At 49.7% G+C, this 23,174-nt stretch carries 18 protein-coding genes; 16 read left to right on the top strand and 2 right to left on the bottom strand.

Going from position 1 to position 23,174, the window contains the following annotated elements:
* Positions 1–5: 5 nt before the first annotated feature.
* From NWE93_12035 to NWE93_12065, 7 genes are all read left to right on the top strand, one after another.
* Positions 6–1,130 carry a DegT/DnrJ/EryC1/StrS family aminotransferase gene (locus NWE93_12035; GenBank protein MCW4000958.1) on the top strand — a complete coding sequence of 375 codons (1,125 nt, stop codon included), beginning with the start codon at positions 6–8 and terminating at the stop codon, positions 1,128–1,130.
* 145 nt (positions 1,131–1,275) lie between these two features.
* The gene (locus tag NWE93_12040) at positions 1,276–1,965 is read left to right on the top strand and encodes a glycosyltransferase family 2 protein (protein ID MCW4000959.1); all 690 of its coding nucleotides are present in this window, start codon (positions 1,276–1,278) and stop codon (positions 1,963–1,965) included.
* An 81-nt stretch (positions 1,966–2,046) separates the two neighbouring features.
* Positions 2,047–3,048, top strand: a complete 1,002-nt coding sequence (locus tag NWE93_12045; GenBank protein ID MCW4000960.1) for a Gfo/Idh/MocA family oxidoreductase — start codon at positions 2,047–2,049, stop codon at positions 3,046–3,048.
* Positions 3,045–3,938, top strand: coding sequence for a hypothetical protein (locus NWE93_12050; protein ID MCW4000961.1), 894 nt, complete (start codon positions 3,045–3,047; stop codon positions 3,936–3,938). The genes NWE93_12045 and NWE93_12050 overlap by 4 nt, the downstream gene beginning before the upstream one ends.
* 28 nt (positions 3,939–3,966) lie before the next feature.
* On the top strand, positions 3,967–5,136 hold the full coding sequence (locus NWE93_12055; protein MCW4000962.1) for a glycosyltransferase: 1,170 nt from the start codon (positions 3,967–3,969) through the stop codon (positions 5,134–5,136).
* 240 nt (positions 5,137–5,376) lie between these two features.
* Positions 5,377–6,291, top strand: coding sequence for a glycosyltransferase (locus NWE93_12060; protein ID MCW4000963.1), 915 nt, complete (start codon positions 5,377–5,379; stop codon positions 6,289–6,291).
* 22 nt (positions 6,292–6,313) lie between these two features.
* A complete protein-coding gene (locus NWE93_12065; GenBank protein ID MCW4000964.1) occupies positions 6,314–7,219 on the top strand; it encodes a glycosyltransferase in 906 nt (301 codons plus the stop codon).
* A gap of 28 nt (positions 7,220–7,247) precedes the next feature.
* Here NWE93_12065 and NWE93_12070 read toward each other — a convergent pair whose 3' ends face one another.
* Positions 7,248–8,897, bottom strand: a complete 1,650-nt coding sequence (locus NWE93_12070; protein ID MCW4000965.1) for a glycoside hydrolase family 5 protein — start codon at positions 8,895–8,897, stop codon at positions 7,248–7,250.
* Positions 8,898–9,099: 202 nt separating this feature from the next.
* Here NWE93_12070 and NWE93_12075 point away from each other — a divergent pair, with 202 nt between their 5' ends.
* The 7 genes from NWE93_12075 (at position 9,100) to NWE93_12105 (ending at position 20,254) form a co-directional block, all read left to right on the top strand.
* Positions 9,100–10,215, top strand: coding sequence for a glycosyltransferase (locus NWE93_12075; GenBank protein ID MCW4000966.1), 1,116 nt, complete (start codon positions 9,100–9,102; stop codon positions 10,213–10,215).
* Positions 10,216–10,230: 15 nt separating this feature from the next.
* Positions 10,231–11,406 (top strand): glycosyltransferase family 4 protein, encoded by a 1,176-nt coding sequence (locus NWE93_12080; protein ID MCW4000967.1) that lies wholly within the window; start codon positions 10,231–10,233, stop codon positions 11,404–11,406.
* Positions 11,403–13,520: a DUF2206 domain-containing protein gene (locus tag NWE93_12085; protein MCW4000968.1), complete on the top strand. Its 2,118-nt coding sequence runs from the start codon at positions 11,403–11,405 to the stop codon at positions 13,518–13,520. Before NWE93_12080 ends, NWE93_12085 begins: the two co-directional genes overlap by 4 nt.
* Positions 13,521–13,542: 22 nt before the next feature.
* Entirely contained in the window at positions 13,543–14,598 is a 1,056-nt protein-coding gene (locus NWE93_12090) for a glycosyltransferase (protein MCW4000969.1), read from the top strand.
* Between the two features lie 22 nt (positions 14,599–14,620).
* Positions 14,621–15,769, top strand: coding sequence for a glycosyltransferase (locus NWE93_12095; protein MCW4000970.1), 1,149 nt, complete (start codon positions 14,621–14,623; stop codon positions 15,767–15,769).
* A 150-nt stretch (positions 15,770–15,919) separates the two neighbouring features.
* The gene (locus NWE93_12100) at positions 15,920–19,033 is read left to right on the top strand and encodes a DUF2341 domain-containing protein (GenBank protein MCW4000971.1); all 3,114 of its coding nucleotides are present in this window, start codon (positions 15,920–15,922) and stop codon (positions 19,031–19,033) included.
* A gap of 69 nt (positions 19,034–19,102) precedes the next feature.
* Complete coding sequence (locus NWE93_12105; GenBank protein MCW4000972.1) at positions 19,103–20,254, top strand: glycosyltransferase family 2 protein; 1,152 nt, start codon at positions 19,103–19,105, stop codon at positions 20,252–20,254.
* Positions 20,255–20,267: 13 nt separating this feature from the next.
* On the opposite strand, the gene NWE93_12110 is transcribed toward NWE93_12105, so the two are convergent.
* A complete protein-coding gene (locus tag NWE93_12110; GenBank protein ID MCW4000973.1) occupies positions 20,268–20,540 on the bottom strand; it encodes a hypothetical protein in 273 nt (90 codons plus the stop codon).
* A 121-nt stretch (positions 20,541–20,661) separates the two neighbouring features.
* On the opposite strand from NWE93_12110, the gene NWE93_12115 reads away from it, so the two are divergent.
* Positions 20,662–22,521 carry a hypothetical protein gene (locus tag NWE93_12115; protein ID MCW4000974.1) on the top strand — a complete coding sequence of 620 codons (1,860 nt, stop codon included), beginning with the start codon at positions 20,662–20,664 and terminating at the stop codon, positions 22,519–22,521.
* Between the two features lie 16 nt (positions 22,522–22,537).
* Entirely contained in the window at positions 22,538–22,963 is a 426-nt protein-coding gene (locus NWE93_12120; GenBank protein MCW4000975.1) for a hypothetical protein, read from the top strand.
* Positions 22,964–23,174: the final 211 nt, after the last annotated feature.

A 23,174-nucleotide genomic window follows, 5' to 3' on the forward strand; every position in this document is an offset into this window, starting at 1 on the left:
TCTACATGGCAAACATCATTCGATCCTCCCAGCCTCTGTTTCCCGAAGCAGACATAAAACCGCTCTTAGCTGAAATCGAAGAAGTGCTAAGGAACGGGCAATTCCGCAACGGCAAAAACGTCAAGGTATTCGAAGACCACGTTGCAGAATACCTCGATGTTGATGGCGCTGCTGCCTTTGATTCCGATTCAAGCGCTTATGAGACGGCACTGCGCTACTTTGGAGTAGCAGGAGGCGAAGTTGTGGTTTGCACCAACAGCTTTGTTTCAGTTCCCAACAGCGTTGTCTTTGCAGGTGCCACTCCAGTTTTCGCTGACATAAGACGTGAAAGTCTATCGATGGATCCTGAGAGTCTACGCAGAAACATCACCTCTCGCACACGCGGAGTCATAGTTACCCACATAGCTGGCTTCCCCAACCCTGACCTCAAAGAGATAATAGCGATATGCCGAAGCCGCGGCCTGTTTATCCTCGAGGATGCAACTCATGCCATCGGCGCCTCTGTTGAGGGCAAAAAAGCCGGCGGGTTTGGTGACGCAGCAGTTTTTGCCTTCACCCCCACCAAGGTTATAACCACTGGGGAAGGCGGAATGCTGGTTACCAATAACATGGATTTATGCAGCTTCGCTAAGCGTTACCGCTTCTATGGGTCAGGTGCCGGTAAAACAAACTTTGCCGATGTAGGACGTCACATGGTGATGCCGGAGGTTTCTTCGCTGCTGGGTATCTATCAGCTTAGGCGCCTCGATGAATTCATAGATCGACGTAACCAAATCGCTGCAGCCTACGATGAGGCGCTGTCAGAGATTGATGGTTTTCAAACAATCAAGGTTCCCGCCGGCGTCCGATGCGCCTACTACAAGTACCCGTTGATTCTGGGTAGCAGCATCAATCGGCAACAGTTCACTCAGGCGCTTGTAGAGAAGTATGGCATGGAAACAGGCAACATTTTCTTTCCCCCCTGCCATATGCAGCCCGCATACCAAAACCGCGGCGTAAAACTAGGCAGTTTGCCTGTTGCTGAACAAGTGTTAGAGCGAACCATCGCTTTGCCGATGCATGCTGCTCTTTCCGACGGCGATGTCGATTTGGTGCTTGATTCAATCAATACTCTTGCACTTAGCAAGTAACTTTAGCAGTGTTTGATATGGAAATACCCAAGGTTCTTCTAGAACATTTAACGTTTGTTCAGGACATAAATTCCTTAGGGCTTTAAAAGTTCGTTGACGGGAGTAACTAATAAGTCAACTTCTGGGTTTTTTGGAGAATTCTTCGATGGAAATTCGTTCTAGCATATCTGTGGTAATCGCAACTCTAAATGAGGAACAAGGGATAGGGCCGACCATAAACGAAATGCAAAAGGTCCTAAACAACCCTTACCTAGTTGTGGTTGACGGCAACAGCGTTGACAAGACTATTGAGATCGCCAAGAACCTGGGCGCTGACGTGCTGCTTCAGGAAGGCAAGGGAAAAGGCGACGCCATGTTCCAGGGCATGAAGGGTTTAACCTCTAAGGTGCCCTACATCGTGTTCACCGATGCTGACTACACCTATCCAGCGGAGTTTATTCCTAAAATGGTCGAGATTTTAGACCAGAACCCCGAAGTCGGCATGGTCATCGGTAACCGCTTTAAAGGCCACTATAATACTTCTAAGTCGGTTTTGAATCCGTTTTATGTTGGGAATAAGCTTTTGGCTTTTGCCCAGCTGGTTATGAACGGTGTTAAACTCGATGATCCCTTGTCGGGTTTGCGGGTGGTGCGTAGTGAGGTTGTGGATGGTTGGCACCCCAAGAGTAAGGGTTTTGATGTTGAAGCCGAGATGAATGCGCTTGTGGAACGCAAGGGCTACCGCATCATGGAAGTTCCGATTGACTATCGTAGACGCATGGGCGAAAAGAAGCTTAAGCTCCGGCATGGCTTAGGCATCATGAAGCGTATCTTAGCAGAGTCCTTCATGGTTTAATATCCCTTTTATTGCTCTCAAGTTTAAGTTAACTAATACTCTCAGATTTGATTCTTTAAAATTTTTTCTGGAAGACCCAATATGAAGCCCACAGATACCAAACTAAACATCGGTGTAGTCGGCTTAGGTAAAATGGGCATAATGCACGCTTGTCTCCTCAACGTTTTTCCAAACGTTAAGGTCGCTGCATTATGTGATAAGAGCCGTCTAATGCGAACCATCGCCAAGCATGCCTTCACCGGGGCAGTTGTAACTGACTCACTTGAACAATTCGCTGACTTAAACCTCGACGCCATCTTTGTGCTAACCCCCATCCCCGTGCATTACCCCCTAATCAAGCAAATCTACCGCGACAAACTCGCCGCAAACGTGTTCGCTGAGAAAACCCTCACTAACGCCTACAGCAAATCAACTGAATTAACCGAGTTGGCTAAAGCCAGCGGCGGCGTCAACATGGTCGGCTACATGAAACGCTTCGGAGTAACCTTCAACCAAGCCAAAAACCTCCTCCAGCAGCAGGTCCTAGGCGAGGTACAATCCTTTGAGGCTTACGCCTATTCGTCGGATTTCGCTGAGGTTCCAGAGGGCTCAGAGGTTTCCGCGGCGAGGGGCGGTGTTCTGGAGGATTTGGGTTCGCATGTGGTTGACGTAGCAGGGTGGTTCTTCGGAGACTTGAAGGTATCCTCTGCAGTTGTTAACTCGCGGATTTCGCCTGGCTCTGAGGACGATGTGACCTTTGAGGTTGCCGGTCAAGATGGCTTAGGCGGCAAATTTGATGTTTCCTGGCGCAAAGAAAATTATCGGATGCCTGAATTCGGCTTAACCGTGCATGGCCAGCGGGGCAGCTTAAGCGTTAATGATGACGAAGTCAAACTGGAACTTGCAGGTGAGTCGCCAAAGCGCTGGTATAGGCTGGATCTGGATGATAACGTTGGTTTTCTGTTGGGTGGACCCGAGTATTACCGTGAAGACCAGCATTTCCTCGACTGCATCACCTCAAAAAACCCCTGCAAATCCACCTTTGAGAGCACGCTTAGAGTAGATCTCCTACTTGATCAAGTGCGGAGGCAAATCAGCAAATGAATCAACTAACCCTTCTTGTAGGCGACAACCCCTTCCACGGAATCAGTCACCTGTCACAGCAAAGAGCACGCGGACGCTTCAGCAGCCAACAGGATTTTGCAGAGTACGCTTCAAGCTTGGTGGCGCTTTCGCTCAAGAACGGCGCTGACGGCTTCATGTTCTCGGTAGACGAAACCACGCTTGCCATAATCCGAAACCTCCCCAAAAACGGAATCGAAAAAACCCGCCTGTACGCGCTTGCACCCTACTCTTATGAGTACGTGCGCAAAGCCACTTTGACGGGGGGCGTTTCGGGGCTGGCGAAAAGCGTGGGGAAAGACATGGTGTTTTCCTCATCGAATATGAAGGTTATCGCGCAGAACCTTGGCGGTTTGATGCGCTTCAAGCTTCCCGCGTTGCTTAAAACCTACGTTACCTACGAGCTTTCGCGGCTTAAATCGGCGACCGACGGCAAAATGCCTCTGGAATCGTTTATGCTGCAGGAACTCGTCACGGACATGGCGCTTGCCCTTAACTTGGAGGGGCTTTTCAAAGACTACATCCGTTTCCTGGAGAAACGTGGAATACGCGCTGGATTTGAGACCCGTAACTTCCCCTACTTAGTTAACAAATTCAGCGAATGGGACATAGACTTCAAAAAACTCACCTTAACTGCTTCCTTTAACAAGGTGGGCTTCCAGATGTGCCCAACCAAGGCCGAATGCGAAGAGGCGCTAAGACGCGCTCGAGACGCAGAGGTTTATGCCATGAGCGTCCTTGCCGCCGGATACCTAAAACCCAATGAGGCAAGCGGCTACTTGACTGAGCTAGAGGGGTTAAGTGGCGCGGTAATCGGTGTTTCTAAGGAGAAGCAGGCAGCCGAGACCTTCCGTGCTCTCCGAGGTAATTAGCTGGGTTTGCTGGGATGAGGCGTGGATTTTGATTTATCTGTTAGCGGCTTGGCTTGCTGTCGGCGCGTTGTTTCTGGGTGTTCCAGCCGCATATTTTGTTTACATGAAGAAGCGTTCCGTCGGCGCCTGGAACCTGACTGTAGAGAAGGATTACTTGCCTTCCGTGGCAATTCTTATTCCAGTGCATAACGAAGAAAGCGTCATCCGCCTTAAACTCGACAACATTTCTCGCCTAAAGTATCCGGCTGAAAAGATGGATATATTCGTCGCTAACGACTGCTCAACCGACGGCACCATGGCAGAAGTTAACCGTTACACTGCCCTGCATCCCGAACTAAAAATCTCAGTTTTTGACAGCAAAATTCATCTGGGTAAAACGGGATGCTTAAACACCGTGCTAAAGAGCATCCGCTCCGATGTTGTTGTGATTTCTGATGTGGACTGTTTCTGGCCAAGCGATATTCTCACCAAGGCGATGCCGTATCTTTCTGACCCGACCGTTGGCGCTGTAACTGCCCGGGAGATGCTGCTTAATTCCGGTGACAGTTGGGTTACCCATGGCGAGCAGTTCTATGACCGCAACATTCAAGCGGTGCGCATCGGCGAATCCAAGCTTCATTCAACCATAATATTCCAAGGCGGCTTCGCAGCCTACAAACGAAGTGTCCTAGAAGAGTTCAATCATGCAACCGATGATTCCGGGACAGCCCTTGACATCGTACAAAATAACAAACGCACGTTGCTCATTCCCGAAATCGGCTTTTTCACTGTTAGCCCAACCACATGGAAAAGCAAAATCGCCATAAAAATCCGTCGCGCAAGTCACCTTCAGCATCTATGGGCAAGATGCCTGAATCTGCTTGTACACCGTAAACTCGGGATGCCCAATCGAATCGCGGTTCCCGAGATTTTGCTGCATATTTTTAACCCGTTGCTTTTGGTGGCGTTGGCGGTTTTGACTGTGGCTGTTGCTGTGGTTTATCCGCTTTTGGGGTTAGCTTTAGCCGCTGCTGTTTTAGCTGTGTTTGCAGTTAAGAAAACCCGGACTTCGGCGCTTGAGCTTTTGCAGAATAACTTGATTTTGCTTTGGGCGTTATCTTCTTTTTTTGTTAACCGCAAATTTACCTTTTGGAAGCCTGTAGCGGAGTCCCGTTCAGCTCTCAGCGAGGCCGTCTTAAGGGAAAAGAACCTGATTTGACCCCATTTTTGGCCTTGTTTGCCTTTATTATTTAACGTAGAAGAAGGTACCTCTTCCTGCTTTCTTCTGATTCTCGCGGATTCGTCGGCGGCTGCTTTTTCCTCAGTTTTACTGGCTAAGCGCCTGGTCATAGAGTACCTTGAGCTTGCCCAAGCTAAGTTACCGATAATGGGCTGGATGGAGCGCTGCTGCTTCGCAGAGACCCCCTCCCCTTATATAATGAATAGTTGAGTGAGCACTTTGGCTTCTAACCACAAATTCACCGTAACGGTGGGTATATGCGTCAAAAACGGCGCGCCCCTAATTAGAAACGCAGTAAAAAGCCTCTGCCGCCAAACCTTCCCCCATAAAGACACCGAAGTCTTCGTGGTCGACGGCAATAGCAAAGACAACACGCTTAGTCTTATCCGCGGCAACTTAACCCCTGACTTCGGCAACCTAAGGATTCTGCAGGAAAGCAGCGGCCTTGGCATAGCCCGCCAGATGGTGGTTATGCAGGCCAGCGGCAAATATATCGTTTGGCTCGACGCCGACATGGTGCTGGCAGACGATTACTTGGAAAACCAGGTTGCATATATGGAGCAGCACCCCGAAGTGGGTATTGCAGGCGGCAAATACAACGTTCACATTGGACACGGCTTAGCAGCGGATCTGGAAAACATAGTTTACGCCGTTGATTCCGTCTATGGAAACCGCGGCAGCGCGTCCAAATACGGGTACCTGCCCGGCGCGGAAGGAGCCATCTACCGGGTAGAGGCAGTTCGTGCCGTAGGCGGCTTTGACCCCAACATAAACGGCGCCGCAGAAGACACCGAGATGGCGTATCGAGTCCGCGCAAGCGGCTGGAAACTCGCCGCCACCAAGGAAACCTTCACTGAATCCACCCGCGCCACATGGCAGTCGCTTTGGAAGCAGTACATCTGGTATGGACGCGGCGGCCACTTCATATATCACAAGGACCCCGGCGCACTTAATTTTCTGCAGATGACTCCGATGGCGGGGTTTTTGGCTGGGGTTCTGCGGTTGCCCGGCGCGTTTATGCTAACCCGTAAAGCCTCTTTTGTTATGTTGCCCTTTCACTACACCTACAAGCGGATAGCCTGGGTTTTTGGGTTCCAGAGCGCTCACCGCGACGGCTACGGCCACCCCGCTTGAACTGCCTTTTGGTTTGATGAAGATGACAAGTCTAGTCACAGTCGGCATCTGCGTACGCAACGGAGAACTGATGCTTCCCGGCGCAGTCCAAAGCATCCTAGCACAGACTTACCCCCAGGAAAAAATCCAGATAGTATTCGTCGACGACGGCAGCCAAGACCACACCCCCCAGTTAATTCAAGAGTACGTTTCGGCTTTGGGTTCCCGAGTTAAAGCCTACAAGTCACCTTGGCTGGGGCTGGGACGCGCCAGAAACAAGATAGTTAAGGAAGCAGACGGCGACTTCATCCTCTTTGTGGACGCCGACGAAATCCTAACGCCCAGCTACCTCCAAGCCCAAGTTGACGTGATGGAGAAAAACCCCCAAGTCGGCATAACAGCGGGTATGTTCAAAACCATCCCCGGCAACTTGCTGCTTAACCTCGAAGTTGCCCCATTCATCGTAAATCAGAAAAACTTTGGCAAACCCACTTTTCTGCTGAAAAACGACAAGATGGTGGGCACAGGCGGCACCACCTTCCGAACAGTGGCGGTGCGGCAGGTCAACGGCTTTAACGAGGGCATCCAGGGCGCGGGGGAGGACCTTGATTTGGTTGCGCGCATCAAGCAGGCCGGTTGGCTTGTTGAGGCTAACTCAGCTGAGTTCTATGAACTCCACGGTGGCTTATCCAGACCCAAAGATCTTTGGAAGAAATATTATTGGTATGGGATTGGCTGCCAGAGGAGCTTTAATCAGATGCGGGGCGCTTTTTTCTTGCCTCTTATGACGCCGGTAATTGGTTCAGCCATCGGCTTGGTTTATTCGCATGCTGCATACCGTTTTCTGCATAAGAAAGAAATGTTTCTGCTACCGCTTCATTACGGCTTTAAGCATACCGCTTGGATGCTGGGGTTCATGAAGGCTCAGCTTAAAAAACAGAATAGTTAAAACAAAAAGGGAAGGAAGTTGGTTTGGTTTACCAGTGGTATGCAAACCACAGGTTATAGCGTGGCCAGTAGAAGACTATCCACTGTTTATAGTAGTTCCCGTGAACTAGACCTTGACCACAATGCTGGATCGGCCGATTAAGCGTAGGTTTCAGAGTCGTTGTTGATTTTGTCGGCTCCTCTGTTGGAGCTGGCGTGCCTGTTGCTGGTTTGTCGGTGGGTTGAGGTGTCTTTTCGGTTGTCGTTGAAGTAGGCTCTGGTGTTGGAGTTGTGGTTGCCTGTGGCTCCTGTGTTGGAGTTGGCGTTGCTTGAGGCTGCTGTGTCGGTGTAGCTGTTGCAGTGGCGGTTGGAGTTGGAGGAGGTGCAGTTATGGCTCCGTTGTATGCACTGATGAAGGCTTGTCCCATGTTGTTTGGTGAGTAGCCGCTTGAAAGCATGGTTTCGCCGGAGTAGATTCCGCCGAGGCCAGAGTCGCTAAGCCAGTAGTATGCACATGCGCCTATGCCCATGTCTTGCTGGACCTTGAGCACGTTTGTCCACCATGTAAGGTCTCTTTGGTGGTTTGGTGAACTGTTGAGGCATGAGCCTTCCTCGTTGACGACCAATGGTGCGGTGACGCCCATGGTGTTTATGCCTGTCTGTACCTGTGATTTAAGCGTGGTATAATCGGTTGCCCAGTAGTTGCTTAGGTCAGTTGGCGCGTAATAGTAGTAGTGTGTTGTGTAGACCAAGTTGGTTGCGCCTGGAATTGCGTTGCTGATCTGTTTACACCATGACAAGTCGTTGCCGTAGCCGTTTGGTTGCCAGCCCATGTGCCATTGCATCATGATTAGGTTGGTTGCGCCGGTGCTGCGGATTGCACTGTACATCGTCTGCAGATAAGTCATGTAGCCTGCGGGTATTGCGTCGACGTCGCTGCCGACGTTAGGTTCGTTCCATCCTTCAAAGATTGCGTTAGGGTAGTCTTTTAGGTTATTTGCCATGTCTGTCCAGAACCATTTCCAGAAGGCCTGCTCGTTGTTACCGTAGCCTGCATCGGATAGGAATCTGGTGGCTGCGTCGTCCCAGCCCATAAGTGGCATACCCTGCCAGCCGTATCCTGAACTGGCATATTTGTCTAAGCCAAAGGAGCTGGATGAGGGCGTCATCATGTATGGTACGACATCGACGTAGATGCCGTATTTGTCGGCTTCTTGGCAGAGTGTTCGTAGGTAAGCTTTGGTGCTTATCGGGGTTGTTTGTCCTGCATAGTTAGGGTCTTCCTGTGCTGGAACGATGTTGTCACGGTAGTACCAGCTTGGGTAAACAAAGACACGTATCATGTTAACATGCCACTGTGACTGCAACGTCGCGAAGGTTTGATCCATCACGGCGGTGGGATTATAGTTCCATTGAGTACCCCAGTTGTCGCTGCCGCCATTACCCCAGAGGATAAGGTTCGGCACCATACCTGCAACACCTACACCTCGTAGATACACCACGTTGCCGCTCTCATCTAAAATGTAAGAGCCGGACGTGTGAAGAGGCGAGGTGGATGGCGTTGCTGCTTGCGCTGGCATCGTTGACAGTGATGCCATCATGCTGACAGCAAAGACTGCTATGAGGCAGAATGCGGTTGGCTTTGCGAGACGTTTGAGGCTTATGGAATGCACTGTGTGTGCTATTGCTTGTGTATTCATGTTTTCTCTCTCTTCCTGAATGTGAACCCTATTGGGCATAGATCATTTTTATAGGCTTTTGAAAAACAGGTTTCACTTAATTGCGAAGTTTAGTTTGCACTGCGATTGCTCCCAAACCGAGCGAAAAGTAAATCCACAGTGTTTATTGATAAATCATCTGACATAAATACGCTAAATTACTTACTCTACCTGTGAATAAACGATGACTAAGCGAATCGGGGTGTTCTGTCCCACCCTAAACGTCTACGGCGGCGGCGAATACGTAGCCATATCTCTAGCTAACACGTTGGCACAGAACAACTTCGAGGTGGTGCTCTTCTCAAGCGGCAAAGTTAACCCCCAAGCTATCCAGAATTACTTCGGAGAAACCCTGCACCCCCGCATCCAAACCCTTCAGCAGCCAACCAACTTCGCCCCCCATGGACTAGGCGACTTCTATCAAACCATCGTTCACTCATACATCGCCAAGAAAAAATGTAGCCTCTTCATCGACGCCTTCTCAAATTGCGTCTACCCATGGACCGAAGTCAGCTACATCCATTTTCCCTTTCTTAACCACTTCGCCTTCAGCAAAACATTTCCTTACCTCACCCGACCCCGTATTACCCATGCGGGGACAGTGCCGCATGTGCTGCTAGAGAAGAAACTTATCGATTACCGCAAGCGGCTGGTGCTGGCAAACAGCATCTACACTGCCGACGAAATCAAATCCTATTCCGGCAAATCCGTCGACGTGCTCTATCCCCCCTTCTCCTCTATCATATCCAGAATCGGCAAGGCATCAGCCAAAACAGCCCGAGAAAACCTCGTGGTAACAGTTTCCCGCATCGACTCCAACAAGCTGCTCGAACGCATCCCCCACATCGCTGCCCAAACCAACCCCAACATAAAATTCGTCGTTATAGGCCGCCTCTGCAGCCCCCATGTGCTTAGCCACCTTGAAGGCATAGTTAAACGGATGGGGCTCTCGGAGCGCGTTAAATTCTTCCCTAACGCCCCCGCTGACCAGAAGATTGCATTGCTTAAAAGCGCTAAACTCTACCTCCACACTATGATTGGCGAGCACTTCGGCATATCCATCGTTGAGGCTATGGCGCTTGGATGCGTACCCATCGTTCATGACAGCGGCGGCATGAGAGAATTTGTGCCAGCGCATCTGCGTTACCTAACCATCGAGCAAGCTGCAGCAAAGATCAATGAGCAAGTCGCTGGCTGGTCTATGGCTGAGGCTGAGGAAATGAAAGAGATCGCTGACCGATTCTCGATTGCCCACTTCTCTGAGCGATTCATGGAGTTATTCAATAAACATTACACTTAATGGAGTTGTTTCTGTTTGCATGTCTGTCACGTCTGGGAAAGGTTCTGGCCGATAGAAATCGGCGGTTTAGAACGCTACATACTGTGGCTGTCAAGTTACCTGGCCAAGAAAGAAAAAATTGAATTTTCACTGGTAACTGGACGAACTAAACTGCTGCTTTTAACTAAAAACATCAAGAAATATGAGGACGCAGGTTTCCTCAAAGTCTGTCGCCTAGGCCCTGGTCCAGTGGATTTAATCAACGGCGCCTTCATTTACGGCTTAGGCTACACGCCGCGGCTGGTGGAGAAGATGAAGTTCGCCGGCCTCTACCATGAAGCCACCCGATGGAAAACCGCTCAGTCAGCGGACCTCTTCCACATACATGGCATCTGGCGCGACCTCGAATACATAGACCTCGGTATCTCCCTTAGCAGGCACTACAAAAAACCTCTCGTGCTTACCCTCCACGGTGGCTTCGTCGGTGACCCCCTCCACGGAGGCATGCCCCTTGAATCAGCTGAGGTGCGCTCGATTCTAGAGAATGACGTTGCGGCAATCACTACCTACTCTAAAGAAATCCTCGGTACCCTACAGAATCTGGGTTTAGGCGGCAAAAGCCACCTTATCACCAACTTCCTGGATTCACCCCACTTCAAAAACCCTAACCCGCCCGAGCCGCACCCAACCACCATCACCTACGTAGGCAGACTTGAGCCCGTGCAGACGCCCGACCTTGTCATTAAAGCCTTCAAGCAGGTGCACATGAAGCAACCCACCGCCAAGCTTTTCATCGTGGGCTACGGCAGAATGTTTGAAACCCTCAAGCTTATGGTTAAAGAGCTGGACCTTGAAGGCGCCGTTACGTTAACTGGCAAGCAAACCGACGTGCGCAAGTTCCTGTGGAACAGCGATGTTTTTGTTGCCACCAACTTCGGCTACATTGCCACGTTGGAAGCTTGGTCCGCTGGGCTGGCGGTGGCTGCCCCCCGTTTTGGAATACTCAAGGAAACCATCAGTCACGAATACAATGGATTGCTCTTTGAACCTAACAATCCTGACGATTTAGCCGCTGCCCTAATAAGAATGATTGAGGATAAAGCTTTACGGGAAAATCTTGCCTTCAACGGTGAACAAACAGTGAAGAACTATGACATACGCGCCGTAGCGCCCAAGATGGCCCAAATATACCGGTCCGTGGTTAAAGATTGATTTTCAGCAAAGGAATCGTGAGTTTCAACCAACGCTACATCTCCCAGCATTTCCTAGTTGTAGTAGTCGCCCTGCAGGTGCTAATGTACCTCTCGCTTTTCCTAGGCTTTGACCTTGCCCGCGTAGTTATCGGCATAGCCTACCTTACCTTCATCCCTGGCTTTCTACTTATCAAAATCCTTAAACTCGACAATCTAGGCATGCTTGAATCCCTCCTCTTCTCAGTGGGTTTCAGCGTTGCTTTCCTGATGCTTTCCGGGCTCGTCATTAACGAATTCGGATCGCTTTTCGGCTTGTCATTTCCACTTGCAACATTACCGCTTTCACTCTTCATAAACACCGTAATCATCATCTGCGCCGTCGTAGCGCATCTGCGCCAAAGCCGCGCAAAACCGCCTGCCCTTCCACCCATCAACTTCACCGCGCCCATGTTGCTGCTGCTTCTAATTCCCCTCTTGGCAATAGTAGGCGCTTACTTTGTTAACGTCACCGGAAACAACTTAATTTTGCTGTTGACGGTTGTGGGTATCGCAGCGCTGTTTTCTGTTGGCGTCTTCACTGAGCGAACCAGCAAATCCTACGCTTTTGCTGTTCTCATGATTGCCCTTGCTTTGCTTTTGATGGTTACGGTTTCTACCACCTTCATTTTGCCTTACGGAGGCGACTCCCCCGTTGAAATGTATGTTTTCCGGACTACACAGCTCAATCAGCATTGGAACCCAATTTTTACGCCCGCCGACGAGGCCTACGGCAGATACAATGCGATGCTTAGCATAACTATGCTGCCCACGGTCTACTCGAACATGCTTGGGTTAGATCCAACGTGGGTTTACAAGATAATCTATCCCCTGCTCTTTGCATTGGTTCCTGTGGGGCTCTATGTGCTCTGGCAGCCCTACATCGGGAAAAAATTCGCTTTCGCCGCCGCCTTCCTGTTCATGGCGCAATCCACCTTCTACACCGAGATGATTGCGCTTAACCGCCAGATGATAGGTGAACTGTTCTTTGTTCTTCTGCTTCTAGTCATACTAAACAAGAATGTGGGGCGGCAGGGCAAATTTGTTGCTTTCGCGGTCTTTGGCTTTGGGTTGATCTTCTCTCATTATGCCCTAGCGGAAATCTTCCTTTTCCTCATCGTCGCCGCCTGGGCAGCCTCCGTGTTATATCTTAAAAAACCCAGCTTTAACCTGCAGCTAAGCATGATAGTGTTCTTCTTTGTCGCTATGTTCCTCTGGTACATCTACACATCGGGGTCAGTGGTTTTCGATAGCTTCATGTCCTTCACGGGATACATAAGCGCTCAACTCGGCGACTTTTTCAACCCTGCCTCCAGAGGCCAAGCAGTCCTCACTGGGCTGGGCTTGACGCAGGCGCCTTCCTTCTTAAACACCATAAGCCGAGGTTTTGCTTACCTAACCGAGATATTCATTGTTCTGGGTGTGGTGGCGCTTCTGCGCAAGAAGATGCCCTTCAAATTCGAACGAGACTTCACGGTTTTTAGCATTCTCGCCGTGATTCTTCTTGTGATGTTAACTCTTGTCCCCGGATTGGCAAATGCGCTGTCGATGCAGCGGTTCTACCATATACTGCTGATGGTTCTGGCGCCCTTCTGCATTGTCGGCATGTGGTTGACTGCGCAGCTTCTCTTTAAGCGAAGAAAAGAACTGATGGTTTCCGTGATTATTGTTGCCGTTTTGGTTCCGTATTTCCTGTTTCAAACAAACTTCGTCTACGAAGTCGCAGGAACCGAAAGCTGGTCAGTGCCACTTAGCGGCTACCGCATGAATCCAGTTCAGCTCTATGGAACCGACGGCTACATAGACGGCTACAGTGTCTACGGCGCCGAATGGGTATCCAATAACACGCGTTACGAATACAATATAGTGGGTGATAACGCTCTCTACACGGCTTTACCTGCATACGGCCTAATTTATCGAGGCTACATCATGGAGCTCACAAACGCCACGGTTTTCCATTCGGGACAATACGTGTACCTTAGCTACATCAGCATCCACTATGAACCCGAAACATCTAACGGTACCCTGCCCCGACTGCTTAACCAAACCAGCGTAATCTACTCCAACGGTGGCAGCGAAATATATTATATACCCTAAGAGCCCCCTGAGGCATAAGATAATGAGCAAACAAGACAGCGCCCCAACAGTAACCATCGTAATACCCACCTACAAACGCGCCGATATCCTGCCGCATCTATTAGCTGCCCTAAAACGGCAAACGTACCGAAACTTCGACATCGTGGCTGTGGTTAAGCCCTCCGGCGATGGAACCGAGCAGTTGCTCGATGCCGCCCAAACCGACATGAAAGTTAAGACGGTTCTGCAGACTCAGGGTCACATCGTTGACGCCTACTTCTTGGGAGTTAAACATTCAAGCGGAGACATCGTGGCGATGCTCGACGACGACGCCATCCCCGCCGACGACTGGCTAGCAGAAACCGTCCGCATCTTCCAGAATGGCGCTGTAGCTGGGGTTACAGGCGACTCTTACCCCGTTCTGCTGAAAGAAGGCGGAATGCAGATTATACCCGAAGATGAGGTTCCAAGTGTCCTCTCACATTACGAATACGCTCTATTCGGTCGGCCGCTGCGGGGCTTAGAGAACTACAAGAACTCAATCTCAACTTCAGGCACCGTCTACGAGCGAGGCAACAACGCGTTTTGGCGAAGCCGCGGTGAACCCAAGGCTCTGCTGCGTGGGCCCTCCATGGCGGTGAAGGGGGACTTGCTTAGGAGCATCGACTTGGGTAGCGGCTGGATTCTGGGCTGCGCTTGGGAGATGGTTTTGGGCTGGAACATCTGGAAACGCGGCTACAGCATGGTTTACTGCCCAAACGTGAAGGTTTACCATATCGTTCATGGAAGAACCAGCAGCCGCGACTACCTTAACCCCCGCACGGATATGCTCTGGGCGGTTGAGGCTGAGCTTCTTTTTTATCGTTTACATGCTGTTGAACCAGATTTTTCACTCGTAAGCAAAGCTACCGCGGATTTGATGCAGACAATCCACACCCTAAAATACCTTAAAACAAACCCCAAGTACCGTCTTTCAAAGCTTACCGGTATGCTTCTAGCCAACGTCATCGGGGCTAAGTGGCTTATCTATGATGCAATTAAAACATCCTATTCACCGATGGCTGAGCTAAAAAAAATAAAAGCTTTATTTCCTCGGTAAACAATAAAAAATGAGGCATACCATGAATATTGTTGTTTTTTCGTCTGTCTCGTGGAGTTTTCTCTGGCAAAGACCCCAGCATATAGCCTCCTTGTTAGCTAAAAGAGGCCATAAAGTAGTCTACTTTAACGAACCACATTATATTGACAGCGCAGAGAAACTGAAGAATTTTCTTAAGCACAACAAGCTGGTTAGCGTCAGCGAGGTAGCGCCGAACGTTTGGGAGGTCACGTTGTATCTGCCCCCCTTCCGTGGCAAACTCTCTTCTATTGCAGACCGAATGTTACGAAGCAACTTCAACCATGTTTTTGATAAACTGAAATTCCGGCCCGACGCTGCCCTTGTTTACTGCCTCCGATTCTCCCCGTTGCTAAAGACTCTTCAAGCCCAAAACATCAAAATTGTCTTTGACTACGTCGACGACCTAACTGCCTTCCCAGAGTTCGCCATAGAACAATTCGAGCAGATACAGGATAACTTCATCGGCTCCTCCAACGTGGTGTTTGCCACTTCAAAGTCCCTCTGCGACCGCATCAAACCCGTTAACCCCCGATGCGTCTATCTGCCAAACGCAATGGATTTTGAGCATTTCAACCATGCAGCAACAGAAAAGATTCCTCTCACAGAGCTTGCATCACTAAAACCCCCCATCATAGGATACATAGGGGCTTTCAATGACTGGGTTGATGCTGATTTGGTATGTAAACTTGCTCAAATCCATCCGGAGTACTCGCTTCTCATTGTTGGACCCATAAACTTCGGAGGCGAGGAAATGAGCAAGCACCAAAATATCCTGATGGTAGGCACCAAACCCTATCAGGAGTTGCCTGCTTACCTCTCAAACATCGATGTTTGCATTATACCCTTCAAACTCAACAGAATCACTTTGGCGTCTAACCCCATAAAGATGTATGAGTATCTTGCCTCGGGGAAACCTGTAGTTTCAACTGCGTTGCCTGAAGTTACCCAAAACGCTTCTGAGGTGGTGTACATAGGAATGGACGAAGCCGATTTTATCGCTAAGGTGGAGGCGGCAGTTAATGAACGCAGCAACCGCGATTTTGATGTCGCTGTGCAGAAGCGCATGAGTTTTGCCAAGGCTAACTCTTGGGAAAGCAGAGTGGACGTTATAGAAGCTGAACTGATGCGGCTTCTGAAAGACACTCCTTAAAGGTAGGCTTTGTTTTTAGTCAATAACTGAGTGTATCGCCAAGTAGAATAAAATATTTATTTGTCTATATCGAAAATCCTTATAGGGTTAATAAGTGCTAACCCGTACTCATCAAACGTTTAGTAATCTGTCTATTTAAGGGGTTCTTTTATGCTAAAAAAACAGAAAATCGCAAGATTTACCGCAACCGGTATTCTTATAATTCTCACTCTAAATATCCTCAGTCTCTGCCCTGGCAGCCCACTCATTGTGGACTCCGCAGCCGCAGCTACACCCAGCAGCGACTGGTACTACAGCGACTGGCAATACCGGAAACCACATGATATATCCACAGGACAAACCCACATAACTAACTTCTACAGTCTCTCTTCGGCTTGGACGGTTATCTCAGGCAACCCGAGTCAACGTCACACCTTCCAACCCGTCCACGACAGTGCCTTGATTGAAGTCAACAAACCCGTTGACGGCAACACCTGGAAATACCTTGCCTACGACAGCGATCCTGAAGGTTCCCAGATCCGCCTTTACTATACCAACGACACTGCAGGCACATGGACATCCTATAGCCAAAACCCCATTTTGGGTCCACGCGCCTACTACTACCGTTGGCCAAGCACCACCTACGTCAACGGCGTCTTCAACATGTTTGTTGAAGACCGAAGCGGAGGCGCCTTGGAGCGCTGGAGCAGCACAGACGGCATTCACTACACATTTATGGAAAATGTCAGAACAGGCGGCAACGAATATCAGAACCCATTTATTTTCTACAGCACAAACGACAATCGATGGTATCTCTACTCTCATGATGCCTCAGGAACCCTCGAGAGTCTGAAGGTTAGAAGTGCCTCATCGCTTGATGGGCTACGCACCGCAAGTGACAGCATCGTACTGAGCAGAAACTTGCCCTTCGGAGCAGCTACAGTCATGTACTACAACGGCTACTATTGGCTGCTTGCTGAAATTTTTGAGAATAACTTATGGAAAGTCGTTGCTTACTACTCGACTTCTCCTTCGTCTGGTTTCACTGAAGTCTCCAACTCGCCGATTCTTTCAGCAGACCAAGCATGTCCAACGCTGTATTTGTCGCCTAGCAAAACCCGCGCTTTTCTCTTCACCACTGAAGGTGCCTCGGTTTGGTATCAGCGGGCACGCGAAGTCAACCTCAGCAGCCCCATTTCTGGGCAACTGACTGACTTATCAAATTACCAAATAAAGATTAACGTCAACTATGGCAGCGGTACAAGCCAAGGAGACACCGTTTACTTGGGCGGTCACGGTCGAACCAACTTCGCGGATCTCCGATTCACGTGGTATAATGCGTCCCAACACGCCGAGGTTGAATGCCCCTACTGGATAGAGCAGTACACCACAGGTGCCAATGCGGTTATCTGGGTGAAGGTTCCCCAAATCCAAAGCAGCAACTCAACCCTTTATGTCTATTATGGACAAAGCAGCGCTGCCACAACCAGCAACGGCGCCCAAACCTTTGAGTTCTTTGATGATTTTAGCGGGTCCCTCTCTAAATGGACAACCGTTGGGGGCACCTGGCAGATACAGAGTGGCGAGCTTGTTGGGCAAACAAGCGCTTTTGGACAGCGTCTGAGGGCAAACAATTTTGTCTTCGCTAACAACACGGTGCACGTTAACATCAAATGGGCCTCCGGCACCTACTTCGAGGGCGGTCCCTATATACGTGGGCAATCGCCAAACGAGCAGAACAGTGGCTACATCACTTTGCTTAGCGCCTGGGCTTATGATAGCCGTGACCGCATCTCTTTGATGTCGGGCGGCAGCGAAACCACCCTTGCCGCGCAGGGCACCACTAACCCTTCCAAAAACGTCTGGTACACCTACGTCTTTAAAGCGGCAGGTAACTCTCTGTCAAGCACCATTTCTCCCCTGTATCCCAGTGCACTTTCCGCTACAAGCAACGCCTTTAGCAGCGGCAGTTTCTGTCTCTTCAGCTGGTCTGCCACATCAGAAACCATCAACTATGACAACGTTTTCATAACCAAAGCCAGCCTAACTGAACCAACGCAAGGCAGCTGGTACGCTGAAGAAGCCGCGCAAACCTCAGCAACCGTGGAAGTCGACGCCTCCTCGGTAAGCGACGCCAGAGCAGATGTCGGCAGCACACAAACCATTGCTTTCCATGCTAAATGGAGCAACGGCTCAGCTATCACCGCTGGAAGCATCTACGTTAACGCAACACAGTTAGCCATTAACAGCACAGGCTGGGCAAGCTTATCAGCGAATAACCCGGCTGTGACAGCTGCTTCTTGGACCGTGACAGGAGTCAACGTCAACGGCGTTACAGCTTACTCGGTAACCGCGGCGACGCCGAGGGTAATCTGGGACCAAATAGCCATTGTTGAAGGTAATTTAAGTGCAACTTCTCTCTACATCGGTGAAAACGCCACCGTCTGGTTTAAAGCCGCTTACCAATATGACAATAAACCCTTTAACGGCTCAACTGGTTCCCTTATGGTAAACGGAACAACAATGCTTTATTCATCAGCAAACAGCCGATGGGAAACCACCGTGACCGCAAGCCAGCCTGGGGCAGCGGTTTTCCAGGTATCCGGCGTCTATGACAGCCAATTCGGACTCACCAAAATAGCCGATGCCGTCGGGTCGCTTGGTCTCTCAGCTCTCAACTTGCCCCTCACCATTGTGTCGAATTCAACCGTTACAGACTTCGCTTTTAACTCCACGGCAGGCACTGTAGGCTTCACAGTAAGCGGGCCCTCGGGAACATCTGGTTTTGTAAACCTGACTTTGGCTAAGTCGCTGGTAGAGGATGTCACGAACCTGAAAATCTACATCGACAGCAACCAAACCAGCTTCAACGTTACCGGCAACGGCTTCTACTGGATGATCAGCTTTGCCTACAACCACAGCACCCACAGCGTCCTTGTAGTGCTGGATTCAACTTTGCTGACCCAAGAAACTTCGCAGCCTACCCCCGCAGCAACCGCGACCCCCGCATCTCAATCGGTGACGACATCTGAAATCGCGCAGACAACGTCACCTCAGCAAGAACCCGCGCAAGCAGCTCCCACCCAAGCACCCACGTTGACGCCAAGTTCGCCTCAACCTTCCACGTCAACAGACAAGGAAAATCAACCCTGCCCACCACAATCGCTCTGGGGCTTCTCTGTTTTGCAGTTAGCGGTGGTGGCATTAACTCTCTTCCTTGTTTCCACTTTGGTGGCGCTAAGATACCGTGGTCTGCGCAAGCAGACGCGGATAGTGCTCCCTTAAGGGAGTATTCTTTATTAGGTAGCGCTTGAATCCCCCTTTTATTTAAGCACTGTTTATAAGGGGATCAGGTTGACTTACTCTGCGCCATTGGTTTCTGTAATCATTGTTAATTTTAACGGCGAAGGCTTTCTGGTTCCCTGCCTTGACTCCGTGCTTAATAACCGCTACCCCAACTTCGAAGTTGTTTTCGTAGATAACGCCTCCACGGACTCAAGCCTGCAAATAGTGCAGAAGCGCTTCGGCGCTGACCCCCGGCTTAAAATCATCAAAAACAAAGCTAACTACGGCTTTAGCGGCGGCAACAACGTCGGCTTTAAACACTGCTGCGGCCAATACGTCGCTTTCTTAAACAGCGACACCGTAGTCGATGAAGAGTGGCTTACCGCGTTGGTTGACGCCCTGCAGCGTGACTCCACGATTGGGTTAGCTCAGAGTACGGTTCTGATGATGGACAGCGACGCCATCCAAACGGCTGGCTGGGTATACAGCGATTACCTGGTACGCAAGCATGCGCTGGGGAAGGGTCGGTCTGGCCAAAAAAGTTTTCAGTCCACCTTCGAGGTTTCAGTTGCCTCAGGCGCAAGCATGATCACTAAGAGATCCCTGATTACGGAGGTCGGCTTGTTTGACGCAAGGGTTCCCTTCTTCTATGATGACACGTTGCTTTCCTTTAAGGTTTGGCTTGCAAACAAACGCGTGGTGACGGTGAGTAAATCAAAAATTCACCATATCCTGGGTGCAAGCAGTAAGAATGAACAGAAAAAAACGTTGAGCCTCTTTAAGGCTAACACGTGCCTTCTCTTCGACGTTTACTATCGTCTAGACGAGTTGGCGTTCGCTATTTTTATCAACTCCTTCCGTATGCTAATCGATTCTACGTTTTGCCTGAAGAAAAAAAATCTCTATGTAGTACACGCTAACATGGAGGGTATGCTTTGGGCTCTGCGTAACTTCCGGTTTCTTTGGAGCAACAGGCTTAGGCATTGGAGCAAAACAAAGATTTCCCCTCAAACTCTCAAGGAAAAGTTTATTCGAGTTTCCCTGCCGGTTGCCTCTTATCTTTTTCCATCAAAACTTAACGATATCCGCTTTGAGTTTGCAGTCCACAAATATGAGGCTGCGGTGGAAAAACCGGCGGTTATATCGAAAATTGACATATGTGTTCTAGAACAGGAAAGTAAATATATCGGTTCTGGACTAATAGCTGCAGTTAAGAGCTAAGTGCTTAGGCAGATTAGCTCTTGCTTGGAGAAATTTTGATGAAGTATAAATCGAGGTTTTCTGTTGTTTCTGGTTTAAGGCTCGGCAAAGTGTTCTCAGCCGTGGCAGTTATACTGCTTGCCTTATCAATGTTTATGCTAAACAGCCAATCCGCTGCTTTTCTATCAGAAGCGCCTGAGGCCTCGACTGATCTCTCTCCAGCTCCCTCAGCAACTTCAAACACCACCGCACCATCACTTAGCAACCAAACATCAGTTGCGGATAACTCCACAATTGCAGCAACCACAAATACCTCTATCAATTTCGAGCAGTCACTTTCGTCGTCGACTCCATTCAGTGATGGCTTTGAAAGCGGCGATTTTAGTCAATGGGCCGGCACGGGAGGTTATGTGGCCCATGAAGAGACTGTGAGCACCGAACATCCGATGACCGGTTCTTACAGCGCCAAATTTAACGTAAGTGCACAGGACGGCGAATCATATGTCTACGTCAATGACTTACCCGTGACCAACGGGCTGATGCTAAACTACACCGTCAACTACAACCCTTCGCCCCCCACGCCACCCGGAGAAATTCTCTTTGAGGGTTTCCGCTCTTCAAGCGGCGAACAACTCCTCGTTGCTTTAAGGAATATAGATAGGGTCCTCTACTGGGGCCTGGCTTATGGAAACCAAATCTACTACTTCCAGCAGCAGGCAAGTAATCCTTCAGCAGCCACTGACTACAACATAAGCCTCTTTTTGGATAAACAGAATTCGCGTGGCACACTATACGTTGACGGCGTTGAAAAGCTGTCCACCTCGAAGGTTTGGACGCAAACTACCTACGACGTAAAGGTTGGCGCGGTCGCATACATGCCTGTTGGGGAAGGATTAATCGTCTACATCGACGATGTATCCGTAACCGAGAGAACTGCGCCTCCGCCTGAACCGACACCGACGCCATCTCCATCTCCGTCTCCCTCGCCGTCTCCCTCTCCCACGCCTATGCCCGAAGGAACCGTTTACTTCCTGAACTTGGGTATGACTGCTTCAGTGGGCTACGGTGTTTATCACCAAACAGCCATAACTAAGCAGATTCAGGGCAGCTGGGTCGCCAACGACGGGACACTGTACGCTGGCTCAAACCAAACCCTCTACAGTAGCCCTGATGAAGGCGTAACCTGGCAGTCACTGCTTACCTTCAACGGTTCTGCAGCCATCCAAATCAACTGCGTCTACGTTAGCGCAAACCAGTATCTTTATGCATCGCCAACCGCTGAGGCCAACGCCGCCGAACTGGGGCTTTGGCGCAGCACCGACAATGGACAAACCTGGCAGCGTGTTCTCGCGTTGCCTACTGACTGCAGCATCTGGGGACTCGATGAGGACTCCAATGGTAAATTATTCGCAGGCGTCTACACCGTCGGCGGGGTCGCTGCTAACGCACGGATCTACCGCAGCACAGACAACGGCGCCACCTGGGAATCCGTTTACTATGATGCGCCATCCAGACACGTGCACGACGTAGCAATTGACAAAACAACAAACTACATCTATGCATCCGTAGGCGACAAACTGGGCATATGGAACTACAACTACTACATCATTCGTTCAACTGACGGCGGCAACACATGGAGCAAAATCCTAGATGGGATGCCACAGATCGTTGCAATAGAAGCGGTGTCTGGCGCAAGACTCTTCGGTACAGACGACGCAGTCAACGGAGAAATTTACCGCTCTACTGACGACGTTTACTTCAGCCGCGTCTTAAACACAGGCTCGATCTCCTATGGCTTCTGGATTCGAGCAAACAGCCAAAGCGGGGACATCTTCGCAAGCTTTGTCGGCGGCGAATCATCCAACCGAAACGCAGGTATCTACATTAGCCAAGACGGCGGCTACAGCTGGAACCTCATGAAGAGCTACGACATACACGCCGGATACTTAGGGTCAGCACATGCCAGCAACTTCGCGGATGGAACCATGTACTTCAATCTTGTATTAGACACCGGCTTACAGAACGGCGTCAAACTCTACACCGCCGGCGGCTTACACAGCACATACTCATCCACAACAGAAGAACTCTCAGATGCCAACACAACCGAATCGCAGCCCAGCACCGCTGGCCTCTCAGTGGAAAACGTTGCCTTATCATCTTTGGGCGTAGCCCTCTTGGCGCTGGTTGCCTTTAAGGCGCCAACGCTGTCTGCTTTGATGACCTCAAAGCGTCATAACTCAAAGTTACCTACCGCAGGTAGCAACAAACAAACATGGAAGGATTTTTAAGGAGGAGGTGAAAAGAATGAAACAAAAAAGCTTAGTACTTATTTTGGGCGTTGTAGCTCTTTCTGCGATAATGATCATTTCAGCAGCTAGTGTCTTCACGATGACCATGCCAATGACTGCAAACGTCGCGCAAACTGGCGCAGTAACAGTCACCATCAACAGCGTAAACTATAACACTGGTCAATCTTTGAATATCGATTGGGGTAATGTCGCCTCTGGCCAAGTAATCACTAAAGAGATCACGATAAACAACCAGGTTAACACAGCCGTTACACCCAGCATCTCAACCACTGATATACCCGCTGGTTGGACTCTGGAGCTTAGCAGCACCAGTCCAATATCTGCTTTCGGATCATCCACCTGCAACATCGTGCTTACTGTCGGAACAAACCCAGTTATGGCCGATTACAGCTGGTCAGCCACGTTGAACGTTGCTACCTAAAACAAATTTTGAATAAACAAATTCAATAAAGTAAACCCCCTCCCTTTTTAGACCAAAATTTTACAACTAGAAAAACACGTAAAAAATTTCAAATGTCTCATAAACTCAAAGTTACCGCAAAGGTATCAACATTCAAACATGGAAGAGATTTAAGATGGAGGTGAAAAGAATGAAACAAAAAAGCTTAGTACTTATTTTGGGCGTTGTAGCT

The organism is Candidatus Bathyarchaeota archaeon (genome assembly GCA_026014735.1).
In the GTDB taxonomy this organism is placed as follows: Archaea; Thermoproteota; Bathyarchaeia; order Bathyarchaeales; family Bathycorpusculaceae; genus Bathycorpusculum.

What these genes read in the sequence shown, in the direction of transcription:
- NWE93_12095 (MCW4000970.1), top strand. Translation starts at nt 14,621, where the DNA reads ATGAATATTGTTGTTTTTTCGTCTGTCTCGTGGAGTTTTCTCTGGCAA.
- NWE93_12090 (MCW4000969.1), top strand. Translation starts at nt 13,543, where the DNA reads ATGAGCAAACAAGACAGCGCCCCAACAGTAACCATCGTAATACCCACC.
- NWE93_12035 (MCW4000958.1), top strand. Translation starts at nt 6, where the DNA reads ATGGCAAACATCATTCGATCCTCCCAGCCTCTGTTTCCCGAAGCAGAC.
- NWE93_12120 (MCW4000975.1), top strand. Translation starts at nt 22,538, where the DNA reads ATGAAACAAAAAAGCTTAGTACTTATTTTGGGCGTTGTAGCTCTTTCT.
- NWE93_12040 (MCW4000959.1), top strand. Translation starts at nt 1,276, where the DNA reads ATGGAAATTCGTTCTAGCATATCTGTGGTAATCGCAACTCTAAATGAG.
- NWE93_12070 (MCW4000965.1), bottom strand. Translation starts at nt 8,897, where the DNA reads ATGAATACACAAGCAATAGCACACACAGTGCATTCCATAAGCCTCAAA.
- NWE93_12045 (MCW4000960.1), top strand. Translation starts at nt 2,047, where the DNA reads ATGAAGCCCACAGATACCAAACTAAACATCGGTGTAGTCGGCTTAGGT.
- NWE93_12065 (MCW4000964.1), top strand. Translation starts at nt 6,314, where the DNA reads ATGACAAGTCTAGTCACAGTCGGCATCTGCGTACGCAACGGAGAACTG.
- NWE93_12075 (MCW4000966.1), top strand. Translation starts at nt 9,100, where the DNA reads ATGACTAAGCGAATCGGGGTGTTCTGTCCCACCCTAAACGTCTACGGC.
- NWE93_12100 (MCW4000971.1), top strand. Translation starts at nt 15,920, where the DNA reads ATGCTAAAAAAACAGAAAATCGCAAGATTTACCGCAACCGGTATTCTT.
- NWE93_12050 (MCW4000961.1), top strand. Translation starts at nt 3,045, where the DNA reads ATGAATCAACTAACCCTTCTTGTAGGCGACAACCCCTTCCACGGAATC.